This window comes from Paenibacillus sp. FSL H7-0942 (assembly GCF_045040715.1).
Classification (GTDB): domain Bacteria; phylum Bacillota; class Bacilli; order Paenibacillales; family Paenibacillaceae; genus Paenibacillus; species Paenibacillus amylolyticus.
In genome coordinates this window covers 429,187-443,466 of record NZ_CP150279.1, presented here as the reverse complement: position 1 = coordinate 443,466, position 14,280 = coordinate 429,187, and the positions used below count along the sequence as shown (strand labels likewise).

Below are 14,280 nucleotides of genomic sequence, written 5' to 3'. Positions count from 1 at the left end.
CGAAGCTGAACTCTGCGACGATTCTATATAAGGTGAACTATACATTTACACAAGAACGTAGAGGACAGAAAAAACCTGAAGAAGCGAAGTGGTCGCCTAAAAGCTTTCTGGAAGAAAGCTGCATCGGAAGCATATGCTTATCCCCGGATTTCCCCTTTATATATGGGATTCAAAAAAATCTGGGGATAACAGCGATCGGAAGGTTGTTCTGGTATCGGAGTGGCAAGTGTAAATATTCTTTAGTTCAACTTATATAGTCCGGACGGTTCAGACTGTCCACCGCATTGCGGAACCCGTTCACAGCCCTTCGTAGCTGTTCCTCTGTGTTGCCTGTCACGACCGCCCCAAGCATGATCGCCTTTACCCCGGTATCGCGCAGCACCCGAACATCCTCCCGCACCAGCTTTCGCTGGGAAGGAACCAATACCGGTACCTGGGCTTGCAAGACCAGACGGCGATACTTGAGTACATCCGCGAAGCTCAGCGGTGTACCATATTCTTTTCCAGGTACAATGGATGCCTCCAGAGCGGTGAAGCCGAAGTGCGCTGCCGATGTTACGAGGGAAGCATCATATTCCTCATTGATCGCAAACGTTGGGTCCAGCCCCAAGTCACTCAGCATGAAAGATGGCAAGTGATGTGCATAGATGGAATAGAAATCAAAACCCAGTCCGGAAAGCCTCTCCACATCCTCTCGCCTTGCTCCATCAATACTGCCAGAAGGTACCACTCCCAGTGGACCACCAAACTCACTGCGGATCGCCCGAAACACCTCGGCGTACATGTCCAATGGACCAAAATGATTCCCGCTGGCGCGATGACCAACATTATAATGTACCTTCAGTGCATCAGCGCCCTCTTCCATAGCTGCCCGTGCCAAAGCAATATCATTCTCAGGCAGGCTGACCACCAGCGACAGCGGTTTCCGTTCAAGTAATTCTTTGAAATTGCCCATTGTTCTCACCTCCGGTTTCGATCAAATGACTTAGGGTTGCAACACGCTTTGGATCTCTTCCTGCATTTGTTTCAGGTTATCCTCAGCTGTCACTGTCTTTGCAAATAGTCGGTCAAATCCCTGCAATACCGCATTGTCGATATCCTGCCAGCGGATATGACCGGGAATTAAGCGCGCTTTTGGCATTTCATCAATGACCGCCTGCACGATATGCTCTTTGCTCGGGTTATTCGGCTGGAGAATGAATGCATCTGAGTTCAGAACAGAGGTACGCGGAGGTACAAAGTAGGTGGCTGTCGCCTGAATCCCCTGCTCACTGGCAAAATACTTCAACAGTTTCTTCGTTTCCTCTGGATGTTTGCTGTCGTTGAACATGGCATATCCGGCCTGCCCCAGCATCGGCACACTGCCTTGAGAACCGGAAGGCATAGGAGCGATGCTCCATTCAAAATCCGTAATCTCCCTTGCTTTGGAAACATAGCTGTAATTATCAAAGAACATGCCCACATTACCGGCATCAAAGCTGACCTGTTCGCCCGCCTTCGGGTGTGATTCATCGGTGAACATCATGCGTTCCAGTAATTCAAAGGTCTGTACGCCATAGGCATCGTTCCAGGTGAACGTTGTCATGCCTTCGTCGAATGGTCCACTTCCATTGGACCAGGAGTAAGAGGAAAGCACCGCCCAGGTCTTCCAGTCGCGAAAAAAGTTGGCGCCATAGACTCGGTTGGTCGCATCCTTGCTGGTAATGGCTTTGGCAGACTCTTCGAACTGTTCCCATGTCCATTGTCCTTGGGTGGCAAGTGTGTTTGGATCAGTCAGGCCGGCTTGGTCGAACAGCGTTTTATTGTAAAACATGACCACCGGAGGTGTAGAAAAAGGTAATCCCAGCAGTTGATCGCCATCACGGAACAAATCCAATGTACTTGGAATATAATCATCCAGCTTAAACTGTGCATCATCTTTAAACTTAGATACATCGGCCAGAATGTTGTTGGACTTGAATTGCGGCACCATTCGCTCCGATACCCAGGCGAGATCGGGAAGAGAGCCTCCGGCGGCAAGCACCGAAATTTTTTGCTGGTATTCTGCGAAAGGTACGGATTCCATCGTTACTTTGATGCCTGGATTTTCCTTTGTGAAGTCATCGATCAACTTGTTGTATACATCCATATGCGCCTGATTGCCCCACATCATGAACTTCAGCTCGACCTCTCCATTCTCTCCGCTTGCACTCCCAGATTCACTGTTAGAATTGGAGCTTGCGCACGCGATTGAAGCCATCATCATGAATATAAAAACCAGTATCAGTCCTGCTTTTTTCATGTAAATCCCCCTTATGGACGTCGTGGTATACATGTGCAACCAAAGTATAACGAAAGCATCGTTCCCCCTTAAATCACGTCAACTACAGAAATGGTATGGTTTTTCAAGAGATACTGAATCGGTCTCGATATTCTCCCGCGGTCCATCCCACCTGCTGCTTGAACACCAACATGAAGTGTTTGGGGCTCTGATGCCCGGATAACCGTGCCACATCATAGATTTTGAGACCCGTGTTGATCAGCAACCACTTGGCCCGCTCCATACGTGCCTCTGTGATGTATTCGGAATAATTGATGCCTATTTCATTCTTGAACAATTGGCTTAAATAAGTAGGGTTCAAGTTAACAAGATCGGCTATCGTCTGAAGTCGCAGATCTCCATCGGGATGTTGCTTGATGTGCTCCTTCACATCTCGGATAATCTTCCGTGTATCTCCAGCAGCTTGTTCTGTTTTCCCAGATGGCTCAGGGATAGAAAGGGTTGAAATACCGTATCTGCGATCCAGTAGCAATTGAATCTTTTGTATGCATAATGCCAGTTCATAACGATCGATTGGCTTCAACAGGTAGTTCAACACCCCGAACTCCATCGCTCTGCGTGCATATTCAAACTCGCCGTAGCCGCTAATGATGAGCATTAGCAATTCAGGGTACATGTCTCTTGCTTTGCTTACCAAAGTTAGTCCGTCCATTTCACGCATGCGGATATCCGTGATTAACACATCCGGCACCTCACATCTCAGAAAATCCAGCGCCTCGGTACCGCTCGATGCTTCGCCCGTTACCTGAAACTGAGAAGACACTTGTACGATCAGTTCCCTCAGTCCCTGACGGATGACCGTCTCATCCTCTACAAGCAATACTTTATACATGCACTTCAATCCCCTTTCGGTAGAAGTTGAATCGATATCGTGACCACCAGTCCCTGCCCGGGACTTCCATCAATGCTTAGGCTGCCGCCTTCTCCATACATGATGCGAAGCCTTTGGGCGATATTGTTAAGCCCCAGACTGTCCCCGGCATGGCAACGTAATGCCTCATTGGAAGGTTGTTTTGATATGGACTCATTTAACTCGTCCATCTTTGCCTGAGTCATACCCTTACCGTTGTCTCGTACACTAATCAGCAGCTCCTGGTCGAATTTTAAGGCAGATACCCAGATTACTCCTCCATTTTCCTGCCCTTCAATGCCATGGTAGACTGCATTCTCCACCAGCGGTTGCAGTACCAGCTTGGGAATCAAATACTCGGTTATCCCTTCTTCGATGTCATAGATAATCTCTAACTTACCGTCGTAACGTACCTGCTGAATGCGTACATAGGATTGCACAAAAGCCAGTTCTTCCCCAAGTGGAACCATCCGGTCCACCTTATCAATCGTATAACGCAGCAGCTTGCCAAGCGCTGTCACCATGTCCGACACCTCTGCATGCTTCTGGCGAATGGCCATCATGTTAATGGACTCCAGCGTGTTGTATATAAAATGGGGATTCATCTGGCTTTGCAACGCTGACAACTCTGCCTCCCGCTCTTGAATGCCCAGCAGAAACACCTCATTGAACAGTCGATGAATCTCTTCCATCATGCGGTTAAAGCCCCGGCTTATCTGCCCGAATTCATCACTGCTGAAGTATGCTACACGCTGGCTAAAATCTCCCTGCTCCACCCGAATCATGTGGTGCTTCAGTCGAATCAGTGGCCGGGTGATGCGATAGGATAAAAGAACCGCCAGAATCGCTATACCCGCCATACACAACACTGCGAACCATATTGTGAAGGTGAGCATCTCACCCGACTCCTTTTGAATCACAGCAATAGGTGTAAGACTGATCACCGAAAGCCCAGAATAGCTGGAATGGTGTTGTACATAGAGATAGGGCTGCCCATCCAGAACAACTTTTTGGTTTCCTGCATAGCTTTGAAGCTGTCCCTGCATTAGCAACTGGTCGTACGCAGACATTCCTCCGATTGAGGTCCGTTCGAACAGCAGACGCTGCTTGCTGTCTACAATCATCAGGCTTGCATCTTGCTCATAATTCAGATTGGATAACAGTTCGCCGAAGGCCTCCAGACGGATGTCAATCAAAATGTAACCCAATCGCTGGAGCGTTCCCGGATCTCGAAGCACTCTGCCCACCGATATATACGATTCTTGCTGACCGCCCGTGTAATAGCCGGGTTCATGCGGAGGAAGCAGGCGCCATGTCCCTTCGGAGTCGTTAAGTTCTGTAAACCAGTCATCCTGCCTGCTGTCCCATACCGGCTTGACCGCCAGTGAATCGAGATTGGAGAACAAAATGCCGCTGTTGCTGATCAGGTGAATTCCCCGAATCTCGGGCCGGTCATAAGCTTGACCCGATGTGTAAAGCTTCATTTTCAGATAATCCTCCGACCTCGCCCATGTTCCCGACCCCATTGAAGCGTTGTATTTCCCTAGAATGCCAAGCACCATCTGATCGTAAAGCGGCAAGAGCGACAACCGCTCATAGTCCTTCAGCAGCCGATTCAGATTGGCGTTAATCTGGCGAACCAGTTCAATGGTGAACTGCTCGGTCTTGCGATCCATCGTCTGCGAGAAATGCTTGTAGTTCATCATTCCCTGCAAACTTAGCGGCAGCAACGTCAGCGCCAGGAACAACAGGAGCAACTTGGTGCGCAGGTTTACATTTTTTCCGAAAAAAATGCGTACCTTGTCCATCATTTCCGTTCATCCCTCCCTCTCCCGATCATTGTATGAGCCCCCTTCACAGATCAATCTGGATATAACTGGGGTCATCATATCCAGTTTTAATGATCATTCGCTATCCTGCCAATCCTGGAATTGGTACGGAATTTCAAGTTATCCGCATAGGTTTCAGGGTGAACGCCAAAAAGCCGACTGTATCGCTACAGTCGACTACGCTATTTCTATAGAACACTAATTAGACCAAAAAACCGACTGCATTATGCAATCGGTTGTCTGTTCCTGAGATGGCTTTTATATTTGAATCGATTATATTCATTAATAAGTTCGTCCAGTACCATGGACTGTCGGAGGACTTGGTTGTCCTGCATGCCATGATTCTCCGCCAAACGACTTAACTCATGCCTATTTCGTTCGATTTTATCTTTGATCTGCTTCGGTTCATTCATAGCATGCACCCCCTCTTTGTATAACATTTTAGGATACATTGCCAAAAAATTCATATTTTATTCCTTTGCAGAATAAAATGTTTATTTACAAAGGTTTTCAAAGAAATTCACCCTTTTTCATACTTATATGTTGAACTACAGATTAAATTGTAAATAAGAAAAAAAGTATTCGGAACCCGAATACTTTTCCTTATTTATTTCGTAATGAATTTGCTAAATACAACATTAACATCCCTAAAAATATCAATAATATTCCTTCAATTTTATACGACCAAATCTCTGAGTTTATAAAACTACCAAAGATATCAGAGGTATCAGACTTTACATTTTGGTATTCTGCAAGAACCAACATAGCTTTGTCCATACCCCAATCAGTACTTTGAGCAATAAACTGAAATCCAATAACAAATAATACAAATGAACAGATAAGGGCTACTAAGGAAATCATTTTACTTTTCAAATTTAAATTCTCCTTTGATAATACAATATTGGAAATGGGAACTTCAAAACTCAATTAAAGTTAAATATCATCTCAGTCTATTTCATGTTACGTATAATCTCAACAGATTCTATTTTCCACGTGATATTATTGCGAGTCATCCTAAAAATTAGAGCGCCCGATTTGATATCCGTGATTTGATTTATGTCGTCATAAATAATGATCTCGAAACTGGCAAGCACTTCCTTTGAATTTGAATTACTATTAATTGTTTTATAAGTGACACTAGGTCTTTGGAGATTATTAATAGTATGATAATTCAGGAAATGAATCACAGAATCAGGATAGGTGTAAGACGTGCTCTCATTCTTAAAAAAATGGGACAGATCATGTTCTATCACTCGCTCGGGTGATTTGAATACATATACTCCTCCAATCCCCCCGATTAAAATAGCAAGTAAAAGAGCCAATAGAATAATCGTTTTTTTTCTGACCATATGGCTGCCTCCTAAAGCATAAAATAAGTATATTTATTTGAAGGTGTGTGTTTTGATAAAAGATATATCTAATGTTAAATGTTTCATTATAAAGTGTTTAAAAAATCAAACCTATAATGGAAATAATTATGTTTAAAAAGCTTAACACAGATAACATTGTCTGTGTTAAGCTTTAAATTGTTTTGAGTATATTAATAAGACATTTTCCCTTTAGTCTTCCAATCATTTCTATAACCTTCGGATTTAAATATGTCTTTAGCAGGAGTAGAACGATTAGGTTCAACTCTATATTGATGTTGTGCAATCTCGATAATATCTTTATTACTATAGAAATAAGTTGAATAAACCCAATTTATAGGAAGGTAACCAAACGAGTCGGGAAGGTAGTAAGTTGTAGCCGCATTTTTAATGCTACCATTGCTATTGTATGTTACTGCTTCATGTTTCCAGTACCACTCTTGTTGGTAGGTTTCAAAATAACTTTTAAAAGAGCCGTTACGGTAAACCTGACCCGTTTTCTTTGCTAATCTAAAATAGCTAGTTGCATCACCACTACCCTCTAATCCTTTAAGCAAATCATTTTGTAATTCCCCTACAAAAAAACCAACAACATAATTAGAAATAAGTTTTCCTGATAACAGTGAAAAGTACTTTTGATAAGACTTAGCTGCTAAATTAGAGCGTAGATTTTTTTTAACCGAGTCAAATTTTGTTTGTTCGACTATGGGCTCAAAAGATGTGACAATTCGTACGTCTCCCTCATCATTTCTTTCTGCGAAAGGAGTGACAGTATCATTCCCAGATTTTTTTAAGTTTGCGATTTGTTTTTTCAAGAAATTTGCATCATTCGTATTTTTATAGCTGAGCTTGTAGTAATCATAGATATATTTGGTCCCATCAGAGCCAGTTTCTTCTTCTGTTTTGTATAAAGTCATTTCGTCAACAATATTCCCAAGATATTCAGTATTTATTTTTTCTGGAATATCAATATTGATTTTATTATAATTTTCTATTACTTGATCATCAGAAAGTTCACCGATAAATACACCTGGTTCGACTTCTTTGATCTTATTTTCATTTTCAGAAGCGGATACAGTTAGCGACGGAACCAAAAGAGCAAATATCAGTAGTGTGGAAATAAAGCCTTTAGTTATCTTCATTGTTCAACCTCCATATAGTTTGAGATTTTAATCCAAAATAGTAATTCTATACTCATTTCTAATTAAGATGTATGATACATAATCAACTACCCACGTAAGAATCTTGGCAGAAAGAACATTTTCAATTATAGAACTGTGATATTTTTGAACTTAGAATTTTTTTATAATCATTAATTAAAATATATCCCTATCCTAACGATATAATCACCTCCATTTTTCGGAAAAAGAGAAAGAAACATTAATCTTTTCATAAAAATTTAAATAGTAATATAATTGGCCCAAAAAAATCATATAATATTTTGCAAAAAATAGTAAAATACTCTTTTTGTGAATAAAATACCTCTAAAGAAATATCTTAGCTGAATCATGCTTATTAGAGGTTAATTCTCACCGTTCAGACTAGATAAGTAAATCATTTAGCATCGCAAAAAGAATCCATTGACTACGTTTGGACAACATACCATTTTACTTTCTCACATGAATTACTGAGATATATCGATTATATTCATTAATCAATTCATCCAATGCTTTGGACTGCTGAAGCACTTCAACATTGGGAATTCCATGTTTCTCCACCAAACGATACAATTCTCGCCGACCTTGCTCTATTTGGTCTCTTAAGATACTCAGTTCTCTCATGGCATGTACCCCTCTAGGATATTCTTAATTGCATCCAAAATCTGGTTGAGCTATTTAGTTTCTCTCCTGGATATAAGTACTTAAAGAACATAATCTCCTTTGCATAATTTTGTAAAAATTATTCTTTAGAAAACGTAATGTTCCATACCTGTTTTAAATTTCGAAACACAAAATAGCCTAACCTCAGATTCAGGTAGGCTGTTTGTTTTATTTAATATTTATCGTCTTAAATAATTGTGAATACGTCTCTTGCTGAGACAAACTAGCTTGCTGTCTGTAAGTTCCGTATAAATCAACGCATTTTACTGTCATGTGATCGTCTTGGTTCAATGTTGAAAGATATAAGTTATCAAGTACTATATCTATACCGTTTTGGTAATCTTGTCGATTGCATTTATACTTTGCAAGTTCATAATTATACAACATATATCTATGAGTCATTATCCGTGAATTGCACCCTTCATCTAAATAAAATCGTTTGATTTTGTTTTCATATTTTTCTAAATTAAACTCAATTTTAAGGGATTGTTCATTAGCAACTTCAAGAATATTAATAAAGGCAGTTAACGTTTCCTCAGAGTAAGCTTCCAGGTAATTAAGATACTCATTCATAAATTCTTGATTTCCAGACATTAAATTAATTGTTATACGATTTCCTTTAGCCCATCTCTTAAATTTGGCGATCATAACCCTTTCTTCTTCTGATGGATCAGGAATATCAACTACTCTCTCATAAATATCTGTATATTTTAAAGCCATTGCATATTCTTTACGTGCCTCAAACACACTTGCCTTTAGCAGACTCGCATAAGCTTTGTAAGTAATTAAAGGATAAACTGTAATACGTTTAGTCTTTACTCGCGACCTAAATCTTAATAGAGCATCCGATTTTCTTTCTATTTCTTCTGCCAATGAATAAACTTTTTCCCATATGTGCATTGTACTATATACATTAGCCAATTCCTTGATCGCATCCAACTGTACCTCTTCATTGAGCTTCTCTACATAAATCTCTAAACGAATGGCTGCATTAAGATTATCAAATTTTTTTAAGTTTATACTTATCAGAAATATACGATACTGGCACATAGCCAAGCGTTCAGAGTGCTGATATTTTTCGCATTCAGACACACATTCATACAAGATAAGTGCTACTTGCTTCATTCCTTTGTTATACAAATCTTCGGCTAATTCAAACAACTCATCTATATATGAATGATCATCTGTCACATGAGTAATGACTTGTTGAATAATATCCAGCTTACCGAGCTCAGCACAACGGTATATAAACGGTTCTAAGCGTCTCCAATGGGGTGCAGATTCAATAAAATATTCAACACCATACATATCATAAAAGCACCCCTGTTCCAAACCCATTGCAGAGGTAATCCGGTCTAGTTGGTTCATTGAAATAAGTCTGGTTCCTCTGATGATAGCACTTAATGTACCTACATTAATGTCAACAATTTCTGAAAACTGCTGTAGTTTATACCCATTGTCTTTCAAGTATTTATCAAAATAGGAACGTATATTGTGCATCTTCTTCATCGTCCCTTCCCAGATATTTCATTATCAAAAAGTCGGCAAACTTAACTTTTCTATTACATTTTTGTACTTTCTGATCTGTGTTGCATTGGCCTCGCTTCTATACTCCCCGTACAAATCTACACATTTAATACACATCAGGTCATCTTTACTTGAAGAAGAGAGATCTAAACACATAAGTAAGGCATCCATTCCAAGTGAATAATTACGTTGTTTCATTTGATAATTTGCCAATTCATAGTAAAAATCTTGATATACGTGGTTTAACATTTGATCGTTATAACTACCTTTAATATACATGTCAGTATTAAACAAATTGATCTGATCTTTAAATCTGTCTAAAGCATAGTCAATGTTAAAAGAATACTGGTTAGCTGCTTGCAAAATATTAATGAGTCCAGCTAATATTTCTGACGGGTTGTTTTCGATATAATCCAAATAAGAATTGATTACTTTTTCTTGACCAAGCATTAATTGGGAAGCATATTGATTTCCTTCTCCCCATATTAGAAACAAATCTATTATTTGTTGATCCTCTTGTGTAGGATTCTCAACCTCAACTATTTCCAAGTATTTTTCTATATACTTTAGGACATTTTCATATTCCTTACGAGCATCATAAACGCTTGATATTAACAAGTTTGCATAGGCTACATATGTAAAAAGAGGATAGGCTGTTAGCCTTCTTTTATTACTTTTTCGCCTACGAGATTGAATTTTTAATTGGAATTCTGCTTTCCGTTCCAGTTCCCTTGCCCATGCATCAACCTTGTCCCACAAATGTATCGTATTATATACGTTTGCCAAATCTTTAATTGCATCCAATTGCACTTCTTCATTTAATTTATCAATATAAGGTTCGAACTTTACTGCTGCATTGAGATTATCATATTTACTCAGTGTTTTCTGAAGCAGGAAAATGCGGTACTGGCAAAGAGCCAACCGCTCCGAGTGTTGATACTTCTCACTGTCGGCCACACATTCATATAAAATGAGTGCCGCTTCATTCATGCTTTTACTATAGAGACTCTCTGCCACATCAAATAACTCATCAATATAGGATTGATCATCTGTCACATGAGTAATGACTTGTTCGATAATATCCAGCTTGCCAAGCTCAGCGCAACGATATATAAACGGTTCTAAACGTCTCCAATGAGGTGCAGAATCAATAAAACATTCCACACCATACATATCATAAAAGTATCCCTGCTCTAAACCCATTGCTGATGTGATTAGGTCTAGTTGATTCATTGACATAAGTCTGGTTCCTTTGATGATCGCACTTAATGTACCAACATTAATGTCAGCCATTTCTGAAAATTGCTGTAGCTTATATCCCTTATTTTTCAAGTGACTTTCAATATAGGAACGTATATTGGACATTGTCTTCATCGTCCTTCCCCAGATGTTTTACTATCGAAAAGTCAGTACACTTAACTTATCTATTAGTTTTGTATACTGCTCTTCCTGAGTCTTACTGGCGCGATCTCTATATTTTCCGTATAAATCAATGCATTTGATACACATCATGTCATCATTACTTGAGACAGATCGTTCGAAACTAGTAATTAAATGTTCGATCCCCTGTCCAATCTGGTTTTGGTTTAATCTATATTTTGCAAGTTCGTAGAATAATCGAGTATAGCTAAAATTCAAATCATGCAAATTGTTCGTCCTTAGTACATAGTTATCTAGCCTGTTCTTATCAAGATAATTATGGAATCTATCCAATGCGTAATTAATATTGTATGAATACTGATTAGCACATTTCACAATATATACGAATGCTGTTAGAATTTCTTTAGGATTGGCATCCAGATAATCTAAATAAACATCTAGAACTTCGAAATCACCTAAAAATAATGTATATAAATATCGATTACCCTTCGCCCACCCCTTTAATAGCTTTATTAAATCTTGTTCTTCTTTAGATGGATCTTTAATTTCATCCACAATATTCTCATATATATCTATGTGCTTTAACGCCTGTACATATTGTTTACGCTCTTCAGACACATTAGCCTGTAGCAGATTAGCATAAGCTTTATAAACAAATAGAGGATAAAAGGATTTCCTACGTTTAATCTTATGCTTTTTATTTTGAAATTTAATCTGAAAGTTAACTCTCCGTTCCAGTTCTTGAGCCAATTCCGAAACCTTATCCCATAAACTAATTGAAGCATATATATTAGCTAAATCTTTAATCGCATCCAGTTGTACTTCCTCATTCAATTTATCGATATACGGTTCAATCTTTACTGCTGCATTGAGATTACCAAATTTATTCAGCGTTTTATGAAGCAAAAAAATGCGATACTGACATAAGGCCAATCGCTCCGAGTGTTGATATTTCTCACTGTCTGCCACACATTCATACAAAATAAGAGCTGCTTCTTTTAGTCCTTTAGCAAAAAAGTCTTCAGCCACTTCGAATAACTGTTCTATATAGGATCGATCGTCCGTCACATGAGTGATAACTTGTTGTATACAATCCAATTTACCAAGTTCAGCACACTCGTATAGGTATGGTTCCAAACGTCTCCAGTGGGGCGCGGATTCAATGAAGGATTCCACCCCATAACTCTCATAAAAATATCCTTTTTCTAATCTCATTGCAGAAGTGATCTGATTCAGTTGGTTCATAGATATTGGTCTGCTGCCTTTAAGAATGGCACTTAATGTCCCGACATTAATCCCTGTAATATCGGAAAAAAGTTGCAACTTGAGATTTTGTTCTCTCATGTATTTCTCAATATATACTCTTACTTTACGTACCGATTCCACTGTCTCACCTCCGTCACTCGAATCACTTATAATTCAATTACATATAATAAATGTTATTTTAATCCTGTATTTTACATCGGTCAATCTATGAAAACACAAAAAGGCTTACTTCCGCATTCGGAAATAAACCAATAAAGTATCCATAGATAGTTCCTTATACCTTATCTTACAATACTCCAGCACCATGTCCTGATGGTGTGTATATCTGATTTTGCACATCAGACTGATTCATAGGGTAATTACTAATAATCACAACACTAAACAAGAGTATAGCCATGATTTTTTTTATTTTCATAATAGCCGTAAACCTCCTCCATTAGATTGCGATATTTATTTCCCTCTTCTTTAGATGCAAAAGACCTATACCTCTCAAAGAGAGCAACACATTGTATTATGTCATTAGAATTATTAATCCTAATAGCTGAACTCAGACAAGTGATAAGCTTTTTCATTCCTTCTGCATATCGCTCTCTGTTAAAAAGATACATTGCCAGTTCAAATAAAAGTTTAGAGTATTGATCATTCTTTATTTGCTCATTGTACCCTTCAGTTAAGGTTTTATCACTCAGAATTAAATTAAAGGAATGTTCAAATTTCAGTAAAATATAATCTATATCCATTGCAAATTTATTTGCTGCTTCAATAATTTTAACAAGAGCAGTAAGAGTTTCTCCTTCATTTTGTTCAACCCAAGCTAGATATACCGGGAGAACCTCTTTCTTCCCCATCATCAGATTATATAAGTAGGTGTTGGCCTCAGTCCATCTATTAAACATATCGATATAAACTTTATCTTCGTCACTAGAATTTAACACACTAGCTAAATCAGCATTTTTTCTTGTATATAACAGTGCCTCAGTGTACTCACCTTTCCACTCGCACGCAGTGGCTTTAAGTAAGTTTGAATATGCCTGGTACACAAATAAAGGGTAGGCTGTAACCCTATTCTCTTTGCTTATTTTTTTCTTAGTATACGATTGGATAATTTCCGCTTTCCGCCCCAGATCATCAGCAAGCAAAAATGATTTGTCCCAATACCTTAAAGCCAGATACGTATTCGCCAAATCCTTAATCGCATCCAGTTGCCGTTCCTCATCCAGCCGATTAATATATGGCTCAAAGTGCACAGCGGCCCGCAGGTTATCATGTTGATTCTGACCGAGAGATAACGTGAAGATGCGATACTGGCACAGAGCCAGACGTTCCGAGTGTTGATATTTCTCACACTCCGCCACACATTCGTACAACATCCGTGCAGCCTTCGTCTGTCCACGTTCAAGCATGCCTTCCGCCATCTCGAACAACTCCGAGATATACGAGCGATCATCCGTCACTTCCTGGATAACCTTATGAATACATTCGAGCTTGTCCAATTCAGCACAGCGTTGCAGGAAAGGTTCCAGTCTCCTCCAATGTGGTGCCGATTCCACGAAACATTCAGCCCCATAAATCTCGTAGAAATACCCCTCTTCCAGCTTCATGCCTTGGGTAATCAGATCCAGTTGCGCCATAGCGATGGGCCGAGTCCCCTTAATAATTGCGCTAAGCGTTCCAGCGTTAACTCCCGATATATCGGCAAAATACTGCAGGGTGTACCCCTGTTTCCTGATGTAGTCCTCAATATATGAGCGTATCGTAGTTGTAGGTTCCATGTATCCCACCTCCACAATGAAAATCCATAATTTTGAATTTATATGATAAGCACAATTTTAATCCTAAATTTTACAGCGGTCAATAAAAATCGTGGCAATTTCCTTCACATTTATGCAAGGAGGTCTCGCTGTTCCCGCTTATAGAAAAA

General features: G+C 39.4%; 13 protein-coding genes. All 13 read right to left on the bottom strand.

Translation table 11 applies throughout. From position 1 onward, the window contains the following. Positions 1-244 precede the first annotated feature (244 nt). Positions 245-955, bottom strand: a complete 711-nt coding sequence (locus MHI48_RS02095) for a hypothetical protein (protein WP_076329719.1) — start codon at positions 953-955, stop codon at positions 245-247. Between the two features lie 30 nt (positions 956-985). Further along, positions 986-2,281: a sugar ABC transporter substrate-binding protein gene (locus MHI48_RS02090; protein ID WP_076329718.1), complete on the bottom strand. Its 1,296-nt coding sequence runs from the start codon at positions 2,279-2,281 to the stop codon at positions 986-988. Positions 2,282-2,384: 103 nt separating this feature from the next. After that, positions 2,385-3,152 carry a response regulator gene (locus MHI48_RS02085; RefSeq protein ID WP_047840401.1) on the bottom strand — a complete coding sequence of 256 codons (768 nt, stop codon included), beginning with the start codon at positions 3,150-3,152 and terminating at the stop codon, positions 2,385-2,387. A gap of 5 nt (positions 3,153-3,157) precedes the next feature. Then, positions 3,158-4,981: a sensor histidine kinase gene (locus MHI48_RS02080; RefSeq protein WP_076329717.1), complete on the bottom strand. Its 1,824-nt coding sequence runs from the start codon at positions 4,979-4,981 to the stop codon at positions 3,158-3,160. Positions 4,982-5,223: 242 nt separating this feature from the next. Next, complete coding sequence (locus MHI48_RS02075) at positions 5,224-5,412, bottom strand: aspartyl-phosphate phosphatase Spo0E family protein (RefSeq protein WP_076319563.1); 189 nt, start codon at positions 5,410-5,412, stop codon at positions 5,224-5,226. A gap of 190 nt (positions 5,413-5,602) precedes the next feature. Continuing rightward, positions 5,603-5,872: a hypothetical protein gene (locus MHI48_RS02070; protein WP_076319564.1), complete on the bottom strand. Its 270-nt coding sequence runs from the start codon at positions 5,870-5,872 to the stop codon at positions 5,603-5,605. 77 nt (positions 5,873-5,949) lie between these two features. Further along, positions 5,950-6,348 (bottom strand): hypothetical protein, encoded by a 399-nt coding sequence (locus tag MHI48_RS02065; RefSeq protein WP_076319565.1) that lies wholly within the window; start codon positions 6,346-6,348, stop codon positions 5,950-5,952. A gap of 191 nt (positions 6,349-6,539) precedes the next feature. Beyond that, complete coding sequence (locus tag MHI48_RS02060) at positions 6,540-7,508, bottom strand: hypothetical protein (protein WP_076319566.1); 969 nt, start codon at positions 7,506-7,508, stop codon at positions 6,540-6,542. A 465-nt stretch (positions 7,509-7,973) separates the two neighbouring features. After that, the gene (locus tag MHI48_RS02055) at positions 7,974-8,147 is read right to left on the bottom strand and encodes an aspartyl-phosphate phosphatase Spo0E family protein (RefSeq protein ID WP_076319567.1); all 174 of its coding nucleotides are present in this window, start codon (positions 8,145-8,147) and stop codon (positions 7,974-7,976) included. 207 nt (positions 8,148-8,354) lie between these two features. Then, positions 8,355-9,695 carry a helix-turn-helix transcriptional regulator gene (locus tag MHI48_RS02050; protein ID WP_076319568.1) on the bottom strand — a complete coding sequence of 447 codons (1,341 nt, stop codon included), beginning with the start codon at positions 9,693-9,695 and terminating at the stop codon, positions 8,355-8,357. A 24-nt stretch (positions 9,696-9,719) separates the two neighbouring features. Further along, the gene (locus tag MHI48_RS02045; protein ID WP_143781122.1) at positions 9,720-11,078 is read right to left on the bottom strand and encodes a helix-turn-helix transcriptional regulator; all 1,359 of its coding nucleotides are present in this window, start codon (positions 11,076-11,078) and stop codon (positions 9,720-9,722) included. Between the two features lie 30 nt (positions 11,079-11,108). Further along, positions 11,109-12,479, bottom strand: coding sequence for a hypothetical protein (locus MHI48_RS02040; RefSeq protein ID WP_083677612.1), 1,371 nt, complete (start codon positions 12,477-12,479; stop codon positions 11,109-11,111). A gap of 257 nt (positions 12,480-12,736) precedes the next feature. Beyond that, positions 12,737-14,131: a hypothetical protein gene (locus MHI48_RS02035; RefSeq protein WP_076319571.1), complete on the bottom strand. Its 1,395-nt coding sequence runs from the start codon at positions 14,129-14,131 to the stop codon at positions 12,737-12,739. Positions 14,132-14,280: the final 149 nt, after the last annotated feature.